Origin of the sequence: Streptomyces sp. NPDC050856 (genome assembly GCF_040653855.1) — a bacterium.
Taxonomy (GTDB): domain Bacteria; phylum Actinomycetota; class Actinomycetes; order Streptomycetales; family Streptomycetaceae; genus Streptomyces.
The window spans coordinates 182070-206473 of sequence record NZ_JBFAGV010000006.1; the positions used below are offsets into that span (position 1 = coordinate 182070).

Annotated in this window: 24 protein-coding genes; 22 read left to right on the forward strand and 2 right to left on the reverse strand. The window is 73.0% G+C overall.

Features of this window, described 5'->3' with window-relative positions:
* The first annotated feature begins 112 nt into the window (after positions 1-112).
* Positions 113-1345: a signal recognition particle-docking protein FtsY gene (gene ftsY / locus AB0H53_RS08380; protein ID WP_362108853.1), complete on the forward strand. Its 1233-nt coding sequence runs from the start codon at positions 113-115 to the stop codon at positions 1343-1345.
* 148 nt (positions 1346-1493) lie between these two features.
* On the opposite strand, the gene AB0H53_RS08385 is transcribed toward ftsY, so the two are convergent.
* Entirely contained in the window at positions 1494-2201 is a 708-nt protein-coding gene (locus AB0H53_RS08385) for a bifunctional DNA primase/polymerase (RefSeq protein WP_362108855.1), read from the reverse strand.
* 433 nt (positions 2202-2634) lie between these two features.
* Between AB0H53_RS08385 and AB0H53_RS08390 the strand changes: the two genes are divergently transcribed.
* From AB0H53_RS08390 to ffh, 5 genes are all read left to right on the forward strand, one after another.
* Positions 2635-4110 (forward strand): hypothetical protein, encoded by a 1476-nt coding sequence (locus tag AB0H53_RS08390; RefSeq protein WP_362109055.1) that lies wholly within the window; start codon positions 2635-2637, stop codon positions 4108-4110.
* A 308-nt stretch (positions 4111-4418) separates the two neighbouring features.
* Positions 4419-5765, forward strand: a complete 1347-nt coding sequence (locus AB0H53_RS08395) for an ammonium transporter (protein WP_362108857.1) — start codon at positions 4419-4421, stop codon at positions 5763-5765.
* Complete coding sequence (locus tag AB0H53_RS08400; protein ID WP_003965965.1) at positions 5762-6100, forward strand: P-II family nitrogen regulator; 339 nt, start codon at positions 5762-5764, stop codon at positions 6098-6100. Before AB0H53_RS08395 ends, AB0H53_RS08400 begins: the two co-directional genes overlap by 4 nt.
* Before the next feature lie 11 nt (positions 6101-6111).
* A complete protein-coding gene (locus AB0H53_RS08405; RefSeq protein WP_362108859.1) occupies positions 6112-8553 on the forward strand; it encodes a [protein-PII] uridylyltransferase in 2442 nt (813 codons plus the stop codon).
* A gap of 129 nt (positions 8554-8682) precedes the next feature.
* Positions 8683-10236: a signal recognition particle protein gene (gene ffh, locus AB0H53_RS08410; protein ID WP_362108861.1), complete on the forward strand. Its 1554-nt coding sequence runs from the start codon at positions 8683-8685 to the stop codon at positions 10234-10236.
* 78 nt (positions 10237-10314) lie between these two features.
* Here ffh and AB0H53_RS08415 read toward each other — a convergent pair whose 3' ends face one another.
* Positions 10315-11169, reverse strand: a complete 855-nt coding sequence (locus AB0H53_RS08415) for a methyltransferase domain-containing protein (RefSeq protein WP_362108863.1) — start codon at positions 11167-11169, stop codon at positions 10315-10317.
* 567 nt (positions 11170-11736) lie between these two features.
* On the opposite strand from AB0H53_RS08415, the gene AB0H53_RS08420 reads away from it, so the two are divergent.
* The 16 genes from AB0H53_RS08420 (at position 11737) to whiG (ending at position 24358) form a co-directional block, all read left to right on the forward strand.
* On the forward strand, positions 11737-12366 hold the full coding sequence (locus AB0H53_RS08420; RefSeq protein ID WP_362108865.1) for a hypothetical protein: 630 nt from the start codon (positions 11737-11739) through the stop codon (positions 12364-12366).
* A 155-nt stretch (positions 12367-12521) separates the two neighbouring features.
* A complete protein-coding gene (rpsP, locus tag AB0H53_RS08425; protein ID WP_362108867.1) occupies positions 12522-12965 on the forward strand; it encodes a 30S ribosomal protein S16 in 444 nt (147 codons plus the stop codon).
* 2 nt (positions 12966-12967) lie between these two features.
* The gene (locus AB0H53_RS08430; protein ID WP_031130168.1) at positions 12968-13207 is read left to right on the forward strand and encodes an RNA-binding protein; all 240 of its coding nucleotides are present in this window, start codon (positions 12968-12970) and stop codon (positions 13205-13207) included.
* A 124-nt stretch (positions 13208-13331) separates the two neighbouring features.
* A complete protein-coding gene (rimM, locus tag AB0H53_RS08435) occupies positions 13332-13889 on the forward strand; it encodes a ribosome maturation factor RimM (protein ID WP_362108869.1) in 558 nt (185 codons plus the stop codon).
* Positions 13886-14707: a tRNA (guanosine(37)-N1)-methyltransferase TrmD gene (gene trmD / locus AB0H53_RS08440; protein WP_362108871.1), complete on the forward strand. Its 822-nt coding sequence runs from the start codon at positions 13886-13888 to the stop codon at positions 14705-14707. Before rimM ends, trmD begins: the two co-directional genes overlap by 4 nt.
* Before the next feature lie 130 nt (positions 14708-14837).
* A complete protein-coding gene (gene rplS / locus AB0H53_RS08445) occupies positions 14838-15188 on the forward strand; it encodes a 50S ribosomal protein L19 (protein WP_362108873.1) in 351 nt (116 codons plus the stop codon).
* Between the two features lie 57 nt (positions 15189-15245).
* Complete coding sequence (gene lepB, locus AB0H53_RS08450) at positions 15246-16034, forward strand: signal peptidase I (RefSeq protein WP_362108875.1); 789 nt, start codon at positions 15246-15248, stop codon at positions 16032-16034.
* Positions 16027-17208, forward strand: coding sequence for a signal peptidase I (lepB, locus tag AB0H53_RS08455; protein ID WP_362108877.1), 1182 nt, complete (start codon positions 16027-16029; stop codon positions 17206-17208). The genes lepB (AB0H53_RS08450) and lepB (AB0H53_RS08455) overlap by 8 nt, the downstream gene beginning before the upstream one ends.
* Before the next feature lie 4 nt (positions 17209-17212).
* Positions 17213-17992, forward strand: a complete 780-nt coding sequence (lepB, locus tag AB0H53_RS08460; RefSeq protein WP_362108879.1) for a signal peptidase I — start codon at positions 17213-17215, stop codon at positions 17990-17992.
* A 182-nt stretch (positions 17993-18174) separates the two neighbouring features.
* Positions 18175-18909, forward strand: coding sequence for a signal peptidase I (lepB, locus tag AB0H53_RS08465; protein ID WP_362108881.1), 735 nt, complete (start codon positions 18175-18177; stop codon positions 18907-18909).
* A complete protein-coding gene (locus AB0H53_RS08470; protein WP_362108882.1) occupies positions 18902-19399 on the forward strand; it encodes an NUDIX hydrolase in 498 nt (165 codons plus the stop codon). Before lepB (AB0H53_RS08465) ends, AB0H53_RS08470 begins: the two co-directional genes overlap by 8 nt.
* A 49-nt stretch (positions 19400-19448) precedes the next feature.
* Positions 19449-19757, forward strand: coding sequence for a DUF2469 domain-containing protein (locus tag AB0H53_RS08475; RefSeq protein ID WP_005311352.1), 309 nt, complete (start codon positions 19449-19451; stop codon positions 19755-19757).
* Between the two features lie 236 nt (positions 19758-19993).
* Positions 19994-20353 (forward strand): YraN family protein, encoded by a 360-nt coding sequence (locus AB0H53_RS08480; protein WP_362108884.1) that lies wholly within the window; start codon positions 19994-19996, stop codon positions 20351-20353.
* A gap of 1 nt (position 20354) precedes the next feature.
* Positions 20355-21968, forward strand: a complete 1614-nt coding sequence (locus AB0H53_RS08485; protein WP_362108886.1) for a YifB family Mg chelatase-like AAA ATPase — start codon at positions 20355-20357, stop codon at positions 21966-21968.
* Between the two features lie 149 nt (positions 21969-22117).
* The gene (gene dprA / locus AB0H53_RS08490) at positions 22118-23275 is read left to right on the forward strand and encodes a DNA-processing protein DprA (RefSeq protein WP_362109057.1); all 1158 of its coding nucleotides are present in this window, start codon (positions 22118-22120) and stop codon (positions 23273-23275) included.
* 246 nt (positions 23276-23521) lie between these two features.
* Entirely contained in the window at positions 23522-24358 is an 837-nt protein-coding gene (whiG, locus tag AB0H53_RS08495; RefSeq protein ID WP_362108888.1) for an RNA polymerase sigma factor WhiG, read from the forward strand.
* Positions 24359-24404: the final 46 nt, after the last annotated feature.

Here is a 24404-nt window from a genome sequence, read left to right on the forward strand (position 1 = left end):
GCATCGTACGTTCCCCTCAAAAGGGCCAAACAGGGGCCTAAGGTCCTTCGGCGGATCCATCGAGCCGCCACGACCGCCCGGGCGGAGGGTCGTGGCCGATACTGGACGGGTTATGGAAATCGTCATCCTTGCTGTAGTCATCGCCCTGGTCGCGATCGGCGCCATCAGCGGCCTCGTGGTCGGCAGCCGCAGGAAGAAGCAACTGCCGCCGCACCAGGCACCGCCGAGCGCGCCGACCATCACCGCTCCGCCCGCCGAGCCGCATGTCGGCGAGGAGGCGGAGACCCCACGGGAAGAGCCACGCCGGACCATCGAGGAGGTCGGCCTCCCGACCGCCGACGAGGCCGTCGAGACCCCGGCCGCCGTCGAGGACCCGGTCGTCGCGGCGCCCCCCGAGCCCGAGATCGAGGTCCCGGAACCGACGGCGGGCCGCCTGGTGCGGCTGCGCGCCCGGCTGGCCCGCTCGCAGAACTCGCTCGGCAAGGGACTGCTCACGCTGCTGTCCCGCGAGCACCTCGACGAGGACACCTGGGAGGAGATCGAGGACACCCTCCTCACCGCGGACGTCGGCGTCGCCCCCACCCAGGAGCTCGTCGAGCGGCTGCGCGAGCGGGTGCGGGTCCTCGGCACCCGCACCCCCGCGGAGCTGCGCACGCTGCTGCGCGAGGAACTGCTCGCCCTGCTCGGCACGGACTTCGACCGCTCGGTGCGGACCGAGAGCGGCACCGAGACACCGGGCGTCGTGATGGTCGTCGGTGTCAACGGCACCGGCAAGACCACCACGACCGGCAAGCTGGCCCGGGTCCTGGTCGCCGACGGGCGCTCGGTCGTCCTCGGCGCGGCGGACACCTTCCGCGCGGCCGCCGCCGACCAGCTCCAGACCTGGGGCGAGCGGGTGGGCGCGCGCACCGTGCGCGGCCCGGAGGGCGGCGACCCGGCGTCGGTCGCCTACGACGCGGTCAAGGAGGGCATCGCCGAGGGCGCCGATGTGGTGCTCATCGACACCGCCGGCCGCCTGCACACCAAGACCGGTCTGATGGACGAGCTCGGCAAGGTCAAGCGCGTCGTGGAGAAGCACGGCCCGCTGGACGAGATCCTGCTGGTCCTGGACGCCACGACCGGCCAGAACGGACTGGTCCAGGCCCGGGTCTTCGCCGAGGTCGTCGACATCACCGGCATCGTGCTGACCAAGCTGGACGGCACGGCCAAGGGCGGCATCGTCATCGCCGTCCAGCGCGAGCTGGGCGTCCCCGTGAAGCTGGTCGGCCTGGGCGAGGGCCCCGACGACCTGGCTCCCTTCGAACCGGAGGCCTTCGTCGACGCCCTGATCGGCGACCCCTCCTGACACCGGCGGGGCGCCCTGCCGACGGCGGGGCGCCCCTCGTACCGGGGCACCCCTACGCAGCGAAGTGCCCTGCCCCGTGGGCGCGGGCCCGCCCGGGTACCGGCCGGGCCGGGCCGGCGGGGCGCCCGGCGGCACGCCCCGCTCCGCGTCATGACACGGAGCGGTGGCAGATGTAGGCCAGCGTGCCCAGCAGCAGGCGGGCCTGGGGGGGCGCGGCGGCGGTGTGCGGGGTCGGGGGGCGCAGCCAGCGGACCGGGCCCAGGCCGCCGTGGTCGGAGGGCGGCGCCGTGATGTGCGCGCCGGGGCCCAGGCAGCGCAGGTCCAGCTCCGCGTCGTCCCAGCCCATCCGGTAGAGCAGCCGGGGCAGTCCGGCCGCCGCGCCCGGGGCCACCAGGAACTGTGCCCGGCCCGTCGGGGTGGCGCACACCGGGCCGACCGGGAGCCCCATCCGTTCGAGCCGGACCAGCGCCCGGCGGCCGGCCGTCTCGGAGACCTCCAGCACGTCGAACCTCCGGCCGACGGGCAGCAGCAGCGCCGCGCCCGGGAACCGCGACCACACCCCGGTGACCGCGCCGGCCGTCGCGCCGGCCGGGACCACCGGGGCGAAGGCCAGCGGATGAGCGCCCGGCGCCGTGCACGCGGTGTCCCCGCACGAGCACTGGCCGGACACCGCCCGGGCGCCGGGGACGACGTCCCAGCCGCACAGGCCGGTGTACTCGGTCACCACGGCGCACTCCACGGAGCGCACGCCGCGCCGCCGCGTACCGGAGAGGCCGGGCAGGCCGGGCAGGCCGGACAAGCCCGTCAGGCCCGACCGCATCTCACGGAAGCGGGTGCCGCTGATCGTGAAGCCCATGCCCCCTCCAACGGGTGGTACGCACCGGTGGTTACGAACCGGAGTCTTGCTGTGACGCAGCGTCGCCGCCATGCCCTGGTGGGCGGCGTGCGGAGGCGCGGAGGGTCGCGCGGCTCACCGCGCACGCCGGCGAGTGCCACCGTCCGCCCTCTTCTGATCGCCTGGTGTCAAGTGAATCGCGCCTGGCGGCGGCCCAGTTCATTCGAAGGGGTGGCGAATGGTGGCGTTTACGGGAACGGCCTCGCCGGACGGGTGATCGTAGGATTACTTTCGGTGCGCGATCCCCGGGTGGCGGTGGCTGTTCCGATGGGTATGCCCGGAGGCGAGCCGTATTCGTGTGCGAAGGGCGCGCGGCCCGCACGGACGGCGACGACCGGCGGCATTTCGACAGGGGTTCGAGCACATGGCGATTTCAGCGGATGGGGGCGTTCCAGTGGGCGGCAGCGGCGTGGACGGTACGAATGCCGGCAAGCGCCCGAACGAGCAACTGGGCTCGTGGTTCGTACGCAGCGGCTGGTCCAAGGGCGAGCTGGCGCGCCAAGTGAACCGGCGGGCCCGCCAGATGGGCGCACACCACATCAGCACCGACACCTCCCGGGTCCGGCGCTGGCTCGACGGCGAGCAGCCGCGCGAGCCGATCCCGCGCATCCTCTCCGAGCTGTTCTCCGAACGGTTCGGCACCGTCGTCGCCGTCGAGGAACTCGGCCTGCGCGCGGCGCACCAGTCACCCTCGGTGTCCGGCGTGGACCTGCCCTGGGCGGGTTCCCAGACCGTCGCCCTGCTCAGCGAGTTCTCCCGCAGCGACCTGATGCTGGCCCGGCGGGGCTTCCTCGGCACCTCGCTCGCCCTGGCCGCCGGCCCCGCCCTGATCGAGCCCATGCAGCGCTGGCTGGTGCCCGCCCCGGCCGCCGAGCCGGGCCCCGGTGGGCCGGCCGCCGCCGGCCGCAGGACCTCCCGGCTCTCCAGGCCCGAACTGGACCTGCTGGAAGCCACCACCGCCATGTTCCGCAAATGGGACGCCCAGTGCGGCGGCGGGCTGCGCCGCAAGGCGGTCGTCGGCCAACTCCATGAGGTCACCGACCTGCTGCAGGAGCCGCAGCCGGCCGCCACCGCCCGCCGGCTGTTCACCTGCGCCGCCGAACTGGCCGAACTGGCCGGCTGGATGAGCTACGACGTGGGCCTCCAGCCCACCGCCCAGAAGTACTTCGTCCTCGCCCTGCACGCCGCCAAGGAGGCCGGCGACAAGCCCCTGGGCTCGTACGTCCTCTCCTCGATGAGCCGCCAGATGATCCACCTGGGCCGGCCCGACGACGCCCTGGAGCTCATCCACCTCGCCCAGTACGGCAGCCGTGACTGCGCCACCCCGCGCACCCAGGCGATGCTGTATGCGATGGAGGCCCGCGCGTACGCCAACATGGGCCAGCCGAGCAAGTGCAAACGGGCCGTGCGGATGGCCGAGGACACCTTCGCCGACGTCGGTCTGGACGGCGAGCCCGAGCCCGACTGGATCCGTTTCTTCTCCGAGGCCGAGCTCAACGGCGAGAACGCCCACTCCTACCGCGACCTCGCCTATGTGGCCGGCCGCAGCCCCACCTACGCCTCGCTGGCCGAGCCGGTGATGCGGCGCGCGGTGGAGCTCTTCGAGCAGGACCCCGACCACCAGCGCTCGTACGCGCTCAACCTCGTCGGCATGGCCACCGTGCACCTGCTCAAGCGCGAACCCGAGCAGGCCACGGCCCTCGCCGAGCGCTGTCTGACCGTCGCCGGCAGCGTGCGCTCCGAGCGGGTGAACACCCGGCTGCGCAAGACCGTCTCCACCGCGGCCAGGGACTTCGGCGACGTACCCGAGGTCGCCCGGCTCACCGACATCCTCACCGAGAAGCTCCCCGAGACCGCCGAGGCGGTCTGACCCCCTCCACTCCGGCCGCGACCGTCACCCCGTACAGCCCGACACGGCTCCCCCGCCGCCAGGTCGACAGGGTGACCGTCGCGGCCGGTCCGCGCCGTGCGCGGGGGATACCGCCGTGACCTCTCCGTGATTCGGCAGTTCATCGGGGCGTAACACGTCCCGCTCCTTCGTCACTGCGGCGAAACATCGTGCGGCATCGACCGAAACCGCGCTCCGCCAACCTCGGGCGTCATAACCGGCCACCCCTCACAGCCGAGCAGTACCGGCTCAGCCCCGCACAGGCCGCACCCGACGACGAGGAGACGCCGATGCCTCCAGGCATCACGACGCTTGCCGCAGACACGCCCACGCTGTCCGCCGCCAACACCGGGTTCATGCTCATCTGCACCGCCCTGGTGATGCTGATGACGCCCGCCCTCGCCTTCTTCTACGGAGGCATGGTCCGGGTGAAGTCCACCCTCAACATGCTGATGATGAGCTTCATCAGCCTCGGGATCGTCACCATCCTGTGGGTGCTCTACGGCTTCAGCATCGCCTTCGGCACCGACTACGGCTCCGTCGTCGGATGGTCCTCCGACTACGTGGGACTCAGCGGCATCGGCCTGACCGAACTGTGGGACGGCTACACCATCCCGGTGTACGTCTTCGCCGTCTTCCAGCTGATGTTCGCCGTCATCACGCCCGCCCTGATCAGCGGCGCGCTCGCCGACCGCGTCAAGTTCACCGCCTGGGCCCTGTTCGTCGCCCTCTGGGCGACCGTCGTCTACTTCCCGGTCGCCCACTGGGTCTGGGGTTCCGGCGGCTGGCTCTTCGAGATGGGCGTCATCGACTTCGCGGGCGGCACGGCCGTCCACATCAACGCCGGAGCCGCCGCCCTCGGCGTCATCCTGGTCATCGGCAAGCGCGTCGGCTTCAAGAAGGACCCGATGCGCCCGCACAGCCTGCCGCTGGTCATGCTCGGCGCCGGACTGCTCTGGTTCGGCTGGTTCGGCTTCAACGCGGGGTCGTGGCTCGGCAACGACGACGGCGTCGGCGCGGTGATGTTCCTCAACACCCAGGTCGCCACCGCCGCCGCCATGTGCGCCTGGCTGGCGTACGAGAAGATCCGCCACGGCGCCTTCACCACCCTCGGCGCCGCCTCCGGCGCCGTCGCGGGCCTGGTCGCCATCACCCCGGCCGGCGGCTCCTGCTCGCCGCTCGGCGCGATCGCCATCGGCGCCGTCGCCGGCCTGCTGTGCGCCATGGCCGTCGGCCTGAAGTACCGCTTCGGCTACGACGACTCCCTCGACGTCGTGGGCGTCCACCTCGTCGGCGGCATCGTCGGCTCGCTGCTCGTCGGCCTCTTCGCCACCGGTGGCGTCCAGTCCGAGGCCAAGGGGCTCTTCTACGGCGGCGGCCTGGAGCAGCTCGGCAAGCAGGCCACCGGGGTCCTCGCGGTCCTGGCCTACTCCCTGGTGGTCTCCGCGCTGCTCGCGCTCGTCATCGACAAGGTGATGGGCATGCGGGTCGGCGAGGACGACGAGGTGCTGGGCATCGACCAGGTCGAGCATGCCGAGACGGCCTACGACTTCAGCGGAGCCGGTGGCGGTGCCGGCTCGCGCAAGCCCCTCACCGAGGCCATGCCCGCAGCGCAGAACAAGAAGGTGGACGCATGAAGCTCATCACGGCGGTCGTCAAGCCGCACCGGCTGGACGAGATCAAGGAAGCCCTCCAGGCCTTCGGGGTCCAGGGCCTGACCGTCACCGAGGCCAGCGGATACGGGCGCCAGCGCGGCCACACCGAGGTCTACCGGGGCGCCGAGTACACCGTCGACCTGGTGCCGAAGATCCGTATCGAGGTCCTGGTCGAGGACGAGGACGCCGAACAGCTCATCGAGGTCGTCGTCAAGGCCGCCCGTACCGGCAAGATCGGTGACGGCAAGGTGTGGAGCGTGCCGGTGGAGACAGCGGTACGGGTACGTACCGGCGAACGCGGACCCGACGCACTCTGAGGAGCCGCAGGGTGACGAGCCTTGATGTGAACACGCACGCGGAGGACTCGGGACCCAGCGGTTACGCGGCGGCCCGACTGCGCCTCCTCCAGGACGAGGCACGGTCCGGGCCGCCGCGCCGTTCCGCCCTGGCCCGGCTGACCGACGACTGGCTGGCGGCCCTGTTCGGCGCGGCCGCCGCCCCGGCGCGGGGCGTGGCCCTGGTCGCCGTCGGCGGGTACGGGCGCGGGGAGCTCTCCCCGCGCAGCGACCTCGACCTGCTCCTGCTGCACGACGGCGGCGCCGACGCGGCGGCCGTCGCCGCCCTCGCCGACCGGATCTGGTACCCGGTCTGGGACCTGGGCCTGGCCCTCGACCACTCCGTACGCACCCCGGGCGAGGCCCGCGGCACCGCCGCCGGTGACCTGAAGGTGCAGCTCGGCCTGCTCGACGCCCGCCATGTCGCCGGCGACGTCCAACTGGTCTCGGCGCTGCGGTCGGCGGTCCTCGCCGACTGGCGCAACCAGGCCCCCAGGCGGCTGCCCGAGCTGTACGAGCTGGGCCGCGAACGGGCCGACCGCCAGGGCGAGCTGCAGTTCCTGCTGGAACCCGACCTGAAGGAGGCGCGGGGCGGACTGCGGGACGCCACCGCGCTGCGGGCGGTCGCCGCCTCCTGGCTCGCCGACGCCCCGCGCGCCGGGCTCGCCGAGGCGCGGCGCCGGCTGCTCGACGCCCGCGACGCGCTCCACCTGGTCACCGGGCGGGCCACCGACCGGCTCGCCCTCCAGGAGCAGGATCAGGTCGCCACCGCCCTCGGACTGCGGGACGGAGACGCGCTGCTGCGCGAGGTGTACGAGGCGGCGCGCACCATCTCCTACGCCGGGGACGTCACCTGGCGCGAGGTGAACCGGGTGCTCAAGGCCCGCTCCGTACGGCCCCGGCTGCGCAAGCTCCTGGGCGGCAGGCCGCCGGTCCAGCGCACCCCGCTCGCCGAGGGCGTGGTCGAGATGGACGGCGAGGTGGTCCTCGCCCGCACCGCCCGGCCCGAACGCGACCCCGTCCTGCCGCTGCGGGCCGCCGCCGCGGCCGCCCAGTCCGCTCTGCCGCTCTCACCGCACGCCGTACGGCACCTGGCCGCCACCGCCGGACCCCTGCCCGTGCCCTGGCCGGCCGAGGCCCGCGAGGAGCTCGTCACCCTCCTCGGCGCGGGCGGCCCGGCCGTCGCCGTCTGGGACGCGTTGGAGGCCGAGGGGCTGATCACACGGCTGATCCCGGACTGGGAGCGGGTCCGCTGCCGGCCGCAGCGCAACCCCGTGCACACCTGGACCGTCGACCGGCACCTGGTCGAGACGGCGGTACGGGCCTCGTCGCTCACCCGCCGGGTGGGCCGCCCCGACCTGCTCCTGGTCGCCGCCCTGCTGCACGACATCGGCAAGGGCCGGCCCGGCGACCACTCCGTGGCGGGCGAGAGCATCGCCCGTGACGTCGCCGCCCGGATCGGCTTCGGCCGCGCCGACGCGGCCGTCGTCGCCACCCTGGTCCGCCACCACCTGCTGCTCGTCGAAACCGCCACCCGGCGGGACCTCGACGACCCGGCGACCGTCCGGTCCGTCGCCTCGGCCGTCGGGTCGGCCGCCACGCTGGAGCTGCTGCACGCCCTGACCGAGGCCGACGCCCTGGCCACCGGGCCCGCCGCCTGGTCCGCCTGGCGTGGCTCGCTCGTCGCCGACCTGGTCGAGCGGGTCGCGGACGCCCTGGCGGGCGGGGCGCCGGCGCGGCCCGGGCCCGCCGCCCCCGGCGCCGAGGAGGAGCGGCTGGCCGTCGAGGCGCTGCGCACCGGCGAACCCGAGCTCACGCTGCACGCCGAGCACCCCTCGGACGACGGCGCACCCGAGCCGGTGGGCGTCGAGCTGCTGATCGCCCTGCCGGACCAGCCCGGTGTGCTGCCCGCCGTCGCCGGGGTCCTCGCGCTGCACCGGCTGACCGTCCGGGCCGCCGACCTGCGGGCCATCGACCTGCCCACGGAGCTGGGGCCGGGGCGGGGTGCCGTGCTGGTACTGAACTGGCGCGTCGCCGCCGAGTACGGCTCGCTGCCCCAGGCCGCCCGGCTGCGCGCCGATCTCCTGCGGGCCCTGGACGGCTCACTGGACATCCCCTCCCGCCTCGCCGAGCGGGAGGCCGCCTACCCCCGGCGGCGCGGCGTGGAGGCCCCGCCTCCCCGGGTCACCGTCGCCGCCTCCGGGTCGACCCGGGCGACCGTCATCGAGGTGCGGGCCCAGGACGCCCCGGGCCTGCTGCACCGCATCGGCCGGGCGCTGGAGACCGCGGCGGTACGGGTCAGGAGCGCGCACGTCTCCACGCTGGGCGCCAACGCGGTGGACGCCTTCTACGTCACCGCGGCGGACGGCTCCCTGCTCCCGGACGCACGCGCCGCCGAGGTCGCCCGGGGGCTGGAGCGGGCACTGCTGTCCTGACCCGTCCCCGCACCGGACGCCCGCCCTCGCCCGCGGCTCCGGGCGGGCGAGGCCGCGGACCCGGCGAGGCCGGATACCCTGGGGGACGACTGTCCGCCCGACCCCTACACCCGAGGATCCGCGACCGCCGTGTTCGATACCCTCAGCGACCGCCTTGCAGCGACTTTCAAGAACCTCCGGGGCAAGGGCCGCCTCAGCGAGGCGGACATCGACGCCACGGCACGTGAGATCCGTATCGCGCTGCTGGAAGCGGACGTCGCCCTGCCTGTGGTCCGGTCCTTCATCCGGCAGGTCAAGGAGCGGGCGCTGGGCGCCGAGGTCTCCCAGGCGCTCAACCCCGCCCAGCAGGTCATCAAGATCGTCAACGAGGAGCTCGTCGGCATCCTCGGCGGCGAGACCCGTCGTCTGCGCTTCGCCAAGAACCCGCCGACCGTCATCATGCTCGCGGGTCTCCAGGGCGCGGGTAAGACGACCCTGGCCGGAAAGCTCGGCAAGTGGCTCAAGGGCCAGGGGCACTCGCCGCTGCTGGTCGCCTGCGACCTCCAGCGCCCCAACGCCGTCAACCAGCTCTCCGTCGTCGCCGAGCGCGCCGGCGTGGCGGTCTACGCGCCGGAGCCCGGCAACGGCGTCGGGGACCCGGTGCGGGTCGCCGAGGACTCCATCGAGTACGCCAAGTCGAAGGTCCACGACATCGTCATCGTGGACACCGCCGGCCGCCTGGGCATCGACCAGGAGCTGATGCGGCAGGCCGCGGACATCCGCGACGCCGTCAAGCCCGACGAGGTCCTCTTCGTGGTCGACGCGATGATCGGCCAGGACGCGGTCAACACCGCCGAGGCCTTCCGCGACGGCGTCGGGTTCGACGGTGTGGTGCTGTCCAAGCTCGACGGCGACGCCCGTGGTGGTGCCGCCCTGTCGATCGCGCACGTCACCGGCCGCCAGATCATGTTCGCCTCCAACGGCGAGAAGCTGGACGACTTCGACGCGTTCCACCCGGACCGCATGGCGTCCCGCATCCTCGGCATGGGCGACGTGCTCTCGCTCATCGAGAAGGCCGAGCAGACCTTCTCCCAGGAAGAGGCCGCCAAGATGGCCTCCAAGCTGGCGAGCAGCAAGGGCAAGGACTTCACGCTCGACGACTTCCTGGCCCAGATGGAGCAGGTCCGCAAGATGGGCAGCATCAGCAAGCTGCTCGGGATGCTGCCCGGCATGGCCCAGATGAAGGAGCAGATCAACAACATCGACGAGCGTGACGTGGACCGCACGGCCGCGATCATCAAGTCGATGACCCCGGCCGAGCGCCAGGACCCCACCATCATCAACGGCTCGCGCCGGGCGCGCATCGCGCGCGGTTCCGGTGTGGAGGTCAGCACCGTCAAGGGCCTGGTCGAGCGTTTCTTCGAGGCCCGCAAGATGATGTCGCGCATGGCGCAGGGCGGCGGGATGCCGGGAATGCCCGGCATCCCGGGCATGGGCGGCGGCCCCGGCCGGCAGAAGAAGCAGCAGAAGCAGGCCAAGGGCAAGCGCAAGAGCGGCAACCCGATGAAGCGCAAGGCCGAGGAGCAGGCCGCCGCCGTACGCCGGGAGCAGGCGGCGCAGCAGGGCGGCGCGTTCGGGCTGCCGGGCGGCCAGCCGGGTCAGGACTTCGAACTGCCGGACGAGTTCAAGAAGTTCATGGGCTGACGCGGACCCGGTCCCGCGACGACGAGCGGCACCCGCCGGCGGCGGGTGCCCCTCACGCGTGGCCGCGGCCCGGTGGGCTCAGGGCGTCCTGGCGACCAGGTAGCGGAAGACGTTCGGCATCCACACCGTGCCGTCGGGCCGCTGGTGCGGGTGGAGCGCCTCGGTGACCTCCTTCTCGACCGTCTCCTGGTCGCAGGCCCGCACCGCCGCGTCGAACAGGCCGGTGGAGAACAGGCCGCGCACGGCGCTGGCCATGTCCGCGTACCCGAAGGGGCACGTCACCCGTCCCGAGCCGTCCGGGTTGAGGCCGGCCCGCGCGGCGACCTCCTCCAGGTCGTCCCGGAGTGCCGGCCGCCAGCCGGCGCGGTTCTGCAGCCGCTCGGTCAGCCGTCCGGCCACGCGCAGCACCGCCGAGGTGGCGCACCGCTCGGGCGGTCCCCAGCCGGCCAGGACCACGGCGCTGCCGCGCTCGGCGAGCGGGACGGCCGCGCTCAGGGCGGGCACCAGGCCCTCGGAGTCGTCCGCCGCACTGCCGATGGGCTGGAAGGCGGTGACGAGGTTGTAGGCCGGACGGGTGGGGTCGGCCGCCTCTTCGGGACCGCCGCAGACGAGCGTGCCCTCACCGCGCGGGGTTCTCCGCCCGGGCTCCGGCCGCAGCCGCTCCCGCGCCAGGTCCAGACGCGCCGGGTCGGTGTCCACGCCCGTCACCTGTGCGCCGCGGGCGGCGGCCATCAGCAGGGCGAGTCCCGAACCGCAACCGAGACCGAGCAGCCGGGTCCCGGCGCCGACCTCCAGGTGTTCGTACACCGCTTCGTACAGCGGCACCAGCATCCGCTCCTGGATCTCCGCCCAGTCGCGGGCACGACCGGGCGCGTCCGTGGCCGGAGGGGCCGAGGCCGGGTGGGGGTGGTGCTGGACGAGCATAGGTGTCATCGAAAGCGCCCCAATCCGCCGAGAGGTCCATCTGTGCGTCTCTGCTGTGATTGACAGCCCCCGTGTACGTGCGCTCGCACTCCGTATGCAAGGGAACTCCGCATCCGACCCCGAGTCCAGGGGTTGGGGTCGCAATGCTTGCGTGCCCCGGTCGTGCGCCCCCGAGGCCGGCACGAACCTCCTCCCATAGTGGAGCCGGTGTGCGGTTCCCGCCATGCCAGCGTGTTCGCGCAGGTAGGGCGGTGCGGGCGGGGCGCGGGCGACGGCATCCGGCCAAGGGACCGGGTCGGCGTCCGAGGGCGCCGCCCGGCGGAGTACTGTCGCAGCCGATGGCCTTCCGGCAGCTCCCGGCGGTCGCCGGGCCGGTTGCCGCGCGGGGCGCCGGCGGGGACCGGGGACCCGGTGCCACCCGGCGCGTGCACTGGTCCACGCGCCGGGGCGTACGCGCCGTTACGTACCACCTTGGTGTGAGCTGTGCGGCTTCTCCGCAGATCAGCGCACTGGCCCTCGTCCGGACGCATCAACGGCAACTGACGGGTACGTGCAAATTATTTGGGATGCCCCGGAATGGAACCCGGGGAGCTCCCGGCTCGTTGTCACGACGTGAGCACGACACCACCTGTTCTCGCCGCAGAGCTGGCACAGGCGTGGGCCGACATTCAGCGGCACCACCCCGAGCTGCCGGATCTTGCCGCGCCCGAGTCCCTGATCGGAGAGTCGTCGTCCGCGTGTGGCGCCGAGCTCTCCTTCGAACGACTGCTCCACGAGGCAGTCCACGGCATCGCCGCCGCGCGAGGGGTCCGCGACACCTCGCGCGCCGGCCGCTACCACAACCGGAGATTCCTGGCGATCGCCGAGGAGCTGGGCCTGGACCATCCGGAGGAACCGCATCCCAGCAGCGGCTTCTCCCTGGTCACGCTCAACGCCGAGGCCAAACGCCGGTACCGGCCGACGATCGAGCGGCTGCATCGCGCGCTGAAGGCGCACACGGTCGCCACCGCCTCCGACACCAAGCGCTCCTTCCGCGGGCCCGCCGCCAGGCACGGTTCGTCGGGCGGCGGCGTGCGGGTCAAGGCGGTCTGCGAGTGCGGCCGCAACGTACGGGTCGTTCCCTCCGTCCTCGCCCAGGCGCCGATCGTGTGCGGCGGCTGCGGCAAGCCGTTCCGGATCCCGGAAGCGGTGGGCGCGGCGGGCTGACCCGGCGTGGTGTGGCACAATGGCTAGCTGTACTCGACAGTCGAACAGGACCCCTCTCTCCTCCGGCTGACGCGTCCATCGGGCACTCGAGTACCGCAACCCCACGCGGCGTTTCGTCGTGCCCAACCACGTCAAGACCAGGAGACACCACACCCGTGGCAGTCAAGATCAAGCTGAAGCGTCTGGGCAAGATCCGTTCGCCTCACTACCGCATCGTCGTCGCCGACTCCCGTACCCGCCGTGACGGCCGGGCCATCGAGGAGATCGGTCTGTACCACCCGGTGCAGAACCCGTCGCGCATCGAGGTCAACTCGGAGCGTGCGCAGTACTGGCTGTCCGTCGGCGCCCAGCCGACCGAGCCGGTCCTCGCGATTCTGAAGCTCACCGGCGACTGGCAGAAGGTCAAGGGCCTGCCGGCCCCGGAGAAGCCGCTGCTGGCCCCGGCGACGAAGGAAGACAAGCGCGCCTCCTTCGACGCCTTCGCCAAGGCTCTCGAGGGTGACGACAGCAAGGGTGAGGCCATCACCCCGAAGGCGAAGAAGGCCGACAAGAAGGCGGACGAGGCCGAGGCCGCGTCCACCGAGTCGACCGAGGCCTGAGCATGCTCGAGGAGGCTCTCGAGCACCTCGTGAAGGGCATTGTCGACAACCCCGACGATGTGCGGGTCGCCTCGCGCGACCTGCGCCGCGGACGCGTGCTGGAGGTCCGGGTCCACCCGGACGACCTCGGCAAGGTGATCGGCCGCAACGGCCGCACCGCTCGCGCTCTGCGTACCGTCGTGGGCGCCATCGGCGGCCGTGGCATCCGCGTCGACCTCGTCGACGTGGACCAGGTCCGCTGATCGACGTCAGACGGGCTCCGGGGGTCGCCTCCCGGATCCAGGCAGTACCGGCACGGGCCGGGGAGGGCTACGGCCCGCCCCGGCCCGTGGTCGTTCCCCAAGTCGTTGCAAGAAGAGGTGAGCAGTGCAGCTGGTAGTCGCACGGATCGGCCGCGCCCACGGCATCAAGGGCGAGGTCACCGTCGAGGTACGTACGGACGAGCCCGAGCTGCGGCTGGCGCCCGGTGCCGTACTGGCCACGGACCCGGCCTCCGCCGGGCCGCTGACCATCGAGACCGGCCGCGTGCACAGCGGCCGCCTGCTGCTGCGCTTCGAGGGCGTACGGGACCGCAACGCCGCCGAGGCCCTGCGCAACACCCTGCTGATCGCCGACGTGGACCCGGACGAGCGGCCGGAGGAGCCCGACGAGTACTACGACCACCAGCTGATGGACCTGGACGTGGTGCTCGCCGACGGCACCGAGGTCGGGCGGATCACCGAGATCTCGCACCTTGCCTCCCAGGACCTGTTCGTGGTGGAGCGCCCCGACGGCAGCGAGGTCATGATCCCGTTCGTGGCGGAGATCGTCACCGACATCGACCTCGACGAGCAGAGGGCGGTCATCGACCCGCCGCCCGGACTCATCGACGACCGGGCCGAGATCGCCTCCTCCCGGGACGCCGCCGAGGACGACGAGCGATGAGGCTCGACGTCGTCACGATCTTCCCCGAGTACCTGGAGCCGCTGAACGTCTCGCTCGTCGGCAAGGCCCGCGCGCGCGGGCAGCTCGACGTCCATGTCCACGACCTGCGGCGGTGGACCCACGACCGGCACAACACGGTGGACGACACGCCCTACGGCGGCGGCCCGGGCATGGTCATGAAGACCGAGCCGTGGGGTGACGCCCTCGACGACGTCATGGCCGCCGGCTATGAGGCGGGCACGTCCGGTCCCGTACTCGTCGTGCCCACCCCCAGCGGCCGCCCGTTCACCCAGGAGCTCGCCGTCGAGCTGTCCCGGCGCCCGTGGCTGATCTTCACCCCGGCCAGGTACGAGGGCATCGACCGCCGTGTCATGGACGAGTACGCCACCCGCGTGCCGGTGTACGAGGTGTCCATCGGCGACTACGTCCTGGCGGGCGGCGAGGCCGCCGTCCTGGTCGTCACCGAGGCCGTGGCCCGGCTCCTGCCGGGTGTGCTGGGCAACGCCGAGTCGCACCGCGACGACTCGTTCGCCCCCGGCGCGATGGCCAACCTCCTGGAGGGCCCGGTCTACACCAAGCCGCCCCAGTGGCGCGGTCGCGGGATCCCCGACGTCCTGCTCAGCGGGCACCACGGCAGGATCGCGCGGTGGCGGCGGGACGAGGCCCTGCGGCGCACCGCCCGCAACCGGCCCGACCTGATCGAGCGCTGCGACCCGGCCGCGTTCGACAAGAAGGACCGCGAGACGCTCTCCATCCTGGGCTGGGCCCCGGAACCCGCTGGCCGATTTTGGCGCAGGCCACCGGCCGTGGAAGAATAGGACGCTGCTGTACGTCCGGCGTGCGCCCCTGCCACAGGGGGACACGACGCCCGTCCGACGCGATCAGCACCCTTCACCTCCTCACTATCGCCGTCGATGACCTGTGGCATCGGCGAGGAAGCAGACAAAAATGGCTCACCTGCTCGACTCCGTCGACGCCGCATCGCTGCGTACCGACGTCCCCGCGTTCCGTCCCGGTGACACCGTGAACGTCCACGTCCGCGTCATCGAGGGCAACCGCTCCCGTATCCAGCAGTTCAAGGGCGTCGTCATCCGCCGCCAGGGCTCGGGCGTCCGCGAGACCTTCACGGTCCGCAAGGTCTCCTTCTCGGTCGGCGTCGAGCGCACCTTCCCGGTGCACAGCCCGATCTTCGAGAAGATCGAGCTCGTGACCCGCGGTGACGTCCGCCGCGCCAAGCTGTACTACCTCCGTGAGCTGCGCGGCAAGGCCGCCAAGATCAAGGAGAAGCGCGACAACTGAGCTCCGGCTCACCGTCGCGACCGGGTCCACGGGGTGGCCGGATAGGCTCTGCCCCCGATGGACACCGAAGCACAGCACACCGAGCGCGACCGCTCCGCCGGCCCGGAGGCTCCCGAAAGGGAGCCCTCCGGCGCCGCGGAGGGGTCGCGCTCCGTGCGTTCCGGACACCCCTGGCGCGGCGCGGCGCTGACCGGCGTCGTCTGCGCCGTCTTCCTGCTCCTGCTCAGCCATTTCGTGGTGCAGCCCTTCCAGATCCCCAGCGGCTCGATGGAACCCACCCTCGCGATCGGGGACCGGGTGCTGGTGAACAAGCTGGCGTACCGCTCCGGTGCCACGCCGGCGCGGGGGGACGTGGTCGTCTTCGACGGCACCGGGTCCTTCGTCCAGCAGGTGCCGGAGCGCGGCCCGGTCACCGGGCTGCTGCACGGTGCCGCCGCGGCACTCGGCCTGGCCGAACCCGCCGACACCGACTTCGTCAAGCGCGTGGTCGGCGTGGGAGGTGACCGCGTGAAGTGCTGCGGCAGGGACGGCAGGGTCGAGGTGAACGGTGTACCGGTCGACGAGACGTACCTCCACCCCGGCGACGCCCCGTCGCGCGTGCCCTTCGACATCGTGGTGCCGCCGGGCACCCTCTGGGTCATGGGGGACCACCGCAGCCAGTCCCGCGACTCGCGTGACCACCTGGGTGAACCGGGCGGTGGGGTGGTCCCGGTGGACAGGGTGATCGGCCGGGCGGACTGGATCGGCTGGCCCTTCGGGCGCTGGTCCGCGCTGGAGGCCACCACGGCCTTCCACGGCGTGGCGGACGCCCCCGGGGCCCGGACGGCGGGCGGGGGCCATGGGTAACCGCGGCAAGCGGGCCAGCCACCGGGCCGACCCCCGGCTGCCCACCGGCTCACGGCCCACCGACGGCGGCCGGACCCTGCCGGGACGCGCGGAGCGGCGCAGGCTCGCCCGCAAGGTGAAGCGCCGCCGTCAGCGCTCGGCGGTCAAGGAGATCCCGCTCCTGATAACGGTCGCGCTGCTCATCGCCCTGGTCCTGAAGACCTTCCTGGTGCAGGCCTTCGTCATCCCGTCGGGTTCGATGGAGCAGACGATCCGGATCGACGACCGGGTCCTGGTGGACAAGCTGACCCCCTGGTTCGGCTCGAAGCCGCAGCGCGGTGATGTCGTCGTCTTCAAGGACCCCGGCGGCTGGCTGCGCGAGGAGAGGACGGCCGGCGATGACGACCCGGTGGTGGTCAAGCAGGCCAAGCAGGTTCTGACCTTCATCGGCCTGCTGCCGTCCGACGACGAGCAGGACCTCATCAAGCGGGTGGTCGCGGTCGGCGGGGACACCGTCAAGTGCTGCGACAAGGACGGCCGGGTCACCGTCAACGGCGTACCGCTCGACGAACCGTATCTGCACCCGGGGAACGTCCCCTCCACGATCGACTTCGAGGTGAAGGTGCCGGCCGGGCGGCTGTTCGTGCTGGGGGACCACCGGTCCGACTCGGCCGACTCCCGCTTCCACCTGGACGAGCGGTTCCAGGGCACGATCCCGGAGGAGGGGGTCGTCGGGAAGGCGGTCCTCATCGCCTGGCCCTTCGACCACTGGCGCAGGCTGGAGGAGCCCGGGACGTTCGCCTCGGTCCCGGACGCACCGCCCGGCGCGGCCACCGCGCACGGCGCGTCGCATAGTGTGTCCTCTCGGAATCTGAACGGATTGATCCGGCTCCCGAGCCCTGCGGAACTCCCGCTCGTTATGGGAGTGGTGGGCCTGCCCCTGCTAGGGGTCGGGCGGTCGCACGGAGTGAGGAGTGGATGTGGGGGATTTGGCGGTCGGCGCACGGTCCGGACACGACGAGCCCGAGAAGAGGCACGGGGAGCCCGCCGAGCCATCCTCCGGCGGTGGCGTCGGTCCTGCCGGCCCCGCCGGTTCCAGCGGCTCCTCCGGTGCCGCGGGATCCTCCGGTTCGTCCGGCACCTCCGGGGAGTTCTCCCCGTCGGCGTCCGGCCCGGCGGGTCCGGCCGGCGGTGACACCGTGGCGGACGGCGCGGACCAGGGGCCCAAGAAGCCGCGTTCCTTCTGGAAGGAACTGCCTCTGCTGATCGGTATCGCGCTGGTGCTGGCGCTGCTGATCAAGACATTCCTGGTGCAGGCGTTCTCCATCCCGTCGGACTCCATGATGAACACGCTCCAGCGGGGCGACCGGGTGCTGGTGGACAAGCTCACCCCGTGGTTCGGCTCGGAGCCCGAGCGCGGCGAGGTCGTCGTCTTCCACGACCCGGGCGGTTGGCTGGAGGGTGAGCCCACCCCCGAGACGAACGTCCTGCAGAACTTCCTGAGCTTCATCGGTCTCATGCCGTCCTCCGAGGACAAGGACCTGATCAAGCGGGTGATCGCGGTCGGCGGGGACACCGTGGAGTGCAAGAAGGGCGGCAAGGTCGTCGTCAACGGCAAGGCGCTGGACGAGACGGCCTACATCGCACCCGGCTCCACGCCCTGCGACGACGAGCCGTTCGGCCCGATCAAGGTCGCCCAGGACCGGATCTGGGTGATGGGCGACAACCGCCAGAACTCGCTGGACTCCCGCTACCACCAGGAACTGCCCGGCAACGGCACGGTCGCCACCGAGCGGGTCGTCGGGCGGGCCGTCGTGGTGGCCTGGCCGGTCACCCGCTGGTCGACGCTGCCGGTGCCGGACGTCTTCGACCAGCCGGGGCTGAGCGCCGCCGTCACGGCCGGCGGTCCGGGCGCGCTGGGGCTCGCGGGCGCGCTGCCGATCGTGCTGTGGCGCCGGAAGCGGCTCATGAGCCGCTGATCCGCCCTCCCGGGCCTCTCCGAAGGTCCGGCGGGCCTCCTGCTTCCCGGCGCTCCGGTTCGTCCGGTCCCCGGCCCGCGGGCTCCTCCCGGGAGGCATACCGCGAGGTGGGGGCCCACGGGTAGGGTGCCTCCCTGATCGTCGGTCTCCGGAGCACGGACTCCGGGGTGGGGAGCGCTGGGATGAGCGGATCTGTACGTACGGGCGACGGCCGCGGCCGTCTCGGCAGCGCGCTGTCGGGGCTGGCCGTGGCCGTCGGCTGTGTGCTCTTCCTCGGCGGCTTCGCCTGGGGCGCCGTCGAGTACCAGCCCTACACCGTCCCGACCGACTCCATGGCCCCCACCGTGACGGCGGGGGACCGGGTGCTGGCCCAGCGGATCGACGGCGCGCAGGTGCGGCGCGGGGACGTGGTGGTCTTCCGGGACGAGTCGTGGGGCGACCTGCCGATGGTCAAGCGGGTGGTCGGGGTGGGCGGCGACCGGGTCGTCTGCTGCGACGCGGGCGGCCGGCTCACCGTGAACGGCACGGCGCTGGCGGAACCGTATCTGCTCACCCGGGGGCCCGCCTCGCCGACGACCTTCACGACCACCGTCCCGGCCGGCCGGCTGTTCCTGCTCGGTGACGAGCGGAGGAGCTCCCAGGATTCCCGCGTCCACCTCGAGGAGCCCGGCCAGGGGTCGGTGCCGCGCGGCGCGGTGAGCGCCAGGGTGGACGCCGTGGCCTGGCCGCTGGGAGACATGGTGGACCGCCCCGCCGCCTTCGCCTCGCTGCCCGGCGGGACATCGAAGCCGGGACCGGTGAGACTCGTCGTGGGGTCGGTGGCCGCCGGGGCCCTGCTGATCCTGGGCGGCGCGGCGTACGGGCCGGTCGCGCGGCGGCTGTCCCGGCCGCGCGGGAAGGCCGCCGCCCATGCCTGACGCGGCACCGCGCCGGGTCGCCAGGGTGGTGCTCCTCGATCCCGACGACCGGATCCTCCTGCTGCACGGCTACGAGCCGGACGACCCGTCCGTGACCTGGTGGTTCACGCCCGGCGGCGGGGTGGAGGGCGACGAGACGCGGGAACAGGCCGCGCTGCGCGAGCTGGCCGAGGAGACGGGGATCACCGAGGTCGAACTCGGGCCGGTGCTGTGGCAGCGGGTCTGCTCGTTCCCCTTCGCGGGGCGCCGCTGGCATCAGGACGAGTGGTACTACCTGGCGCGCACCGAGCGGACCGCCGTGGCCCTCGGCGCGCTGACCGAGCTGGAGCGGCGCAGTGTCACGGGGCTGAGGTGGTGGACCTCCGCCGAACTGTCGGCGGCGCGTGAGACGGTGTACCCGACACGACTCGCCGGGCTGCTCCGCACGCTGCTCGACGAGGGACCTCCCCTTACGCCGGTGGTCCTGCCCCCGGACATCGTCCAGGGGTGAGGTCGGCTGGCGCACAATGGGGGGACGCACGGCTGAAGGGGAACATGCCATGAGCGCCGAGGACCTCGAGAAGTACGAGACCGAGATGGAGCTGAAGCTCTACCGGGAGTACCGCGATGTCGTCGGTCTGTTCAAATACGTGATCGAGACCGAGCGCCGCTTCTACCTCACCAACGACTACGAGATGCAGGTGCACTCGGTCCAGGGCGAGGTCTTCTTCGAGGTGTCCATGGCGGACGCGTGGGTCTGGGACATGTACCGGCCGGCGCGGTTCGTGAAACAGGTGCGGGTGCTGACGTTCAAGGACGTCAACATCGAGGAGCTGAACAAGAGCGACCTGGAGCTGCCCGGCAGCTGAGCGGAGCTGAGCGACGGGGCACCTGGGCGACGTGGCACCTGAGCGACGGCCGGGCGCCGGGCCGGGGGCATCCGCGGGTGTGTCCGGCAGGTGCCCGGCGGGTCTCCGCCGGATCCCGGGCGGCCGGCGTGTTCACCGGTGTGGGTGAGGGAGTTCTCCACAACCGGCCGGTTGTCCACCAAGATCCACTGCTCCCCGGCCTATCCGTCACATTCGGTGACGGAGGTGGTGCCGGGATGAACGCGACGGGGGCACTGGGGCAGTACGGCGAGCGGCTGGCGGTCCGGCTGCTGGGCCGGGCCGGGATGACCGTGCTCGCACGGAATTGGCGGTGCGGGCGGGCCGGCGAGATCGACATCGTGGCCCGGGACGGCGACACGGTGGTCTTCTGCGAGGTCAAGACCCGCAGAGCGGGGGACTTCCAGCACCCCATGGCGGCCGTCACTCCCGCCAAGGCCGACCGGCTCAGACGGCTCGCCGCCTGCTGGCTGGAGCGGCACGGCGGCCCGTGGGGCGGTGCGCGCGTCGATGTGATCGGGGTGCTGCTGCCCCGCCGGGGCGCACCCGTCGTCGAGCACGCGCGGGGGGTGGCCTGACATGGGCTTCGCGCGTACGTGCTCGGTGGCCCTGGTCGGCGTCGAAGGCGTGGTCGTCGAGGTGCAGGCGGACCTGGAGCCGGGGGTGGCGGCCTTCACCCTGGTCGGGCTGCCGGACAAGAGCCTGTCCGAGAGCCGCGACCGGGTGCGGGCGGCGATCGTCAACTCGGACGCGGAATGGCCGCAGAAGAAGCTCACCGTCGGGCTGAGCCCGGCCTCCGTGCCCAAGGGAGGGAGCGGGTTCGACCTCGCCGTTGCCGCGGCAGTCCTGGGGGCCGCCGAGCGCGTCGATCCCCGGACCATCGCCGACCTGGTGCTCATCGGGGAGCTGGGCCTGGACGGGCGGGTCCGGCCGGTGCGCGGCGTGCTGCCCGCGGTGCTCGCCGCGGCCGAGGCCGGCTACCGGCAAGTGGTGGTGCCGGAACGGACCGCGGGCGAGGCCGCCCTGGTGCCGGGCGTGTCGGTTCTGGGCGTCCGAACGCTGCGGCAGCTCATCGCGGTGCTGGCGGACGAACCGGTGCCGCCGGACGACCCCGACGACGAGGGACGGCCCGACGCCATGCTGGCCGGGCTGCTGGTGCCCGGCGCCGGCGTGGGCACCGGGCTCTCCGCCGACCCGGCGGACGGGCCGGACATGGCGGACGTGGTGGGGCAGCGAGGCGCCCGTGTGGCCCTGGAGGTAGCGGCGGCCGGCGGGCACCACCTCCTGCTGTCCGGCCCGCCGGGCGCGGGCAAGACGATGCTGGCCGAGCGGCTGCCGGGCGTCCTGCCGCCGCTGACCCGGCACGAGGCCCTGGAGGTCACCGCCGTGCACTCGGTGGCGGGCATCCTGCCACCCGGGGAACCACTGGTGCGCAGGGCGCCCTACTGCGCGCCGCACCACTCGGCGACCATGCAGTCCCTGGTCGGCGGCGGGAACGGGCTGCCACGGCCGGGCGCCGTCTCCCTGGCACACCGGGGGATCCTCTTCCTGGACGAGGCACCGGAGTTCTCCGGCAAGGTCCTGGACGCGCTGCGCCAGCCGCTGGAGTCGGGGCACGTGGTGGTGGCGCGCAGCGCGGGCGTGGTGCGGTTGCCCGCGAGCTTCCTGATGGTGCTCGCCGCGAACCCGTGCCCGTGCGGGCGGCACACCCTGCACGGGGCGGGGTGCGAGTGCCCGGCCTCGGTGATCCGCCGGTACCAGGCCCGGCTGTCGGGGCCGCTGCTCGACCGGGTGGACCTGCGGGTGGAGGTGGAACCGGTCAGCCGCGCGGACCTGCTGGGCCCGGGCCGGCGGGGGGAGGGCACCGAGTCGGTCGCGGCCCGGGTGCTGGCCGCGAGGGAGCGCGCGGCGGCCCGCCTGGCCGGCACGCCGTGGCGCCTCAACCGCGAGGTGCCCGGTCATGAGCTGCGCACCCGGTGGCAGGTGGCCCCCGGGGCCCTGGCCGCCGCCGAGCGGGACATCGAACGGGGCCTGCTGACCGCTCGCGGGGTGGACCGGGTCCTGCGGGTGGCCTGGACGCTCGCCGATCTGGCCGGCCGTGACCGGCCGGAGTCCCACGACGTGCGGCTGGCGCTGGAACTGCGCACCGGCATCTCCCGGGGTGTGCCGGTGGCGGTGGAGGAGGGGCCGTGAGCCGGGCCGGCGGGACGGAGCGGGGGGCCGCCTCGGCGGAGGGGGCGACGAGCGGGGAGCCGGCGGGCCGGGGGGTGACGGACCAGGAGGCGGCGCACCGGGGAACGACGGGCCGAGGGGCGGATGGCGACGGCGCCACGGGCGGTGGGGTGCCGGACGAGGAGCGGCTGGCGCGCGCGGCGCTGACCAGGGTCATCGAGCCGGGGGACGAGCACGCCGGACGCTGGCTGCGCGAACTGGGCGCGGCGGAGGTGCTCGCGCGGCTGACCTCCTCACCGTACCGGGACGGGGCCCTCACGGGGGCGAGTGAGCGGCGTGTCCAGGGCTTGCGGATACGGGCGGCGGGGGTCGAACCCGGCCGGGACCTCGACGCCGCCCGCGCGGCGGGGGCACGGTTCGTCGTACCGGGGGACCCGGAGTGGCCCAGCCAACTGGACGACCTGGGGGACGCCCGGCCGGTCGGACTCTGGGTACGCGGCCGTCCGGACCTGCGCAGATGGGCGTTGCGCTCGGTCGCGGTGGTCGGCGCGCGGGCCTGCACGCCGTACGGGGCGCACATGGCGGCGACACTGGCCTCCGGGCTCGCCGAGCGCGGCTGGGTCGTCGTCTCGGGCGCCGCCTTCGGCATCGACGGAGCCGCGCACCGCGGCACGCTGGCCGTCGGTGGGGCCACCGTCGCGGTCCTCGCCTGCGGGGTCGACGTCGTCTATCCGCGCGGCCATGCCGAGCTGCTCGAAAGGATCTCCCAACAGGGCCTCGTCATGAGCGAGTTGCCGCCCGGCGCCCACCCCACGCCCAGCCGGTTCGTGCTGCGCAACCGGGTGATCGCGGCGCTCACCCGGGGCACCGTCGTGGTGGAGGCGCAGTACCGCAGCGGCTCACTCGTCACCGCCCGCGGCGCCCAGCGCCTCGGCCGGTTCACCATGGGGGTTCCCGGCCCCGCCACCAGCGGGCTCTCCGCCGGGGTGCACGAACTGCTGCGGGGTGAGGCCGTCCTGGTCACCGAGGCCGCGGAAGTGGCCGAACTGGTCGGGCGCATCGGCGACCTCGCCCCGGCCCGGCGCGGACCGGTGCTGCCCAGGGACCTGCTGGACCCGGCCGGCGCGCGGGTGCTGGAAGCGATGCCCGCCCGGGGGAGAACCGTCACCGCGCCCTCCCTCGCGCGTGGCGCCGGCGCCACCGTTGACGACGTGCTCGGCAGGCTGTACGAACTGCACGCCCTCGGCTTCGTGGAACGCCGGGGCGACGCCTGGCAGTTGGCGCCTGCCGCCCCACCCGACCCGAACACCCGGCGAGGCGGTGCTTGACCTGGAGCATTCGGGTGAAAAGGTGACTTCGATGATCTGTGTAGCTCTCTCGGTGACGCCCGGGGGGCCGGCGAGCACGCCGTCGGCCCCATTCGAAGATGCGGCCGACGGCCCGCCCGGACAGGGCCACGATCGGGCGCCGTTCGCGCAAAGCGACAGCACAGTCACGCTACGCTCACGAGAATTACGCCCCCCGACCGTCCTCGTCCCCGCTCCCCCTCACAGCAGAACGGCTCAAGGCGACGCATGCCCCAGCACACCTCCGGGTCCGACCGCGCGGCCGTGCCCCCCGCCGCGCGGGGCACCGTGCGCCCGCCCGCGCCCTCGTCCCTCGAGGAACTGTGGCGGTCGTACAAGGAGACGGGCGACGAGCGGTTGCGGGAGCAGCTGATCCTGCACTACTCGCCGCTGGTGAAGTACGTGGCGGGTCGGGTGAGCGTGGGGCTGCCGTCCAATGTGGAGCAGGCCGACTTCGTCTCGTCCGGGGTGTTCGGACTGATCGACGCGATCGAGAAGTTCGACATCGGGCGCTCCATCAAGTTCGAGACGTACGCCATCACCCGGATCCGTGGCGCGATGATCGACGAACTGCGGGCCCTGGACTGGATCCCCCGCTCCGTCCGGCAGAAGGCGCGGGCCGTCGAGCGCGCGTACGCCACGCTGGAGGCGCAGCTGCGGCGTACTCCCTCGGAGGGCGAGGTCGCGGCCGAGATGGGCATCGCGCTGGAGGAACTGCACGCGGTTTTCAGCCAGTTGTCCCTCGCCAACGTGGTGGCCCTGGAGGAGCTGCTGCACGCCGGCGGCGAGGGCGGTGACCGGCTCAGCCTGATGGACACGCTGGAGGACACCGCCGCGGACGACCCGGTGGAGATCGCCGAGGACCGCGAGCTGCGGCGGCTGCTCGCCCGCGCGATCAACACCCTGCCCGAGCGGGAGAAGACCGTTGTCACGCTCTACTACTACGAGGGCCTGACGCTCGCGGAGATCGGCAACGTGCTCGGTGTCACCGAGAGCCGGGTCAGCCAGATCCACACCAAATCCGTGCTCCAGTTGAGGGCCAAGCTGGCCGATGTAGGACGCTGATCTCGAACGGGCGGCCGTAAAGTGGTGGTCGTGCCAAGGATTCGAG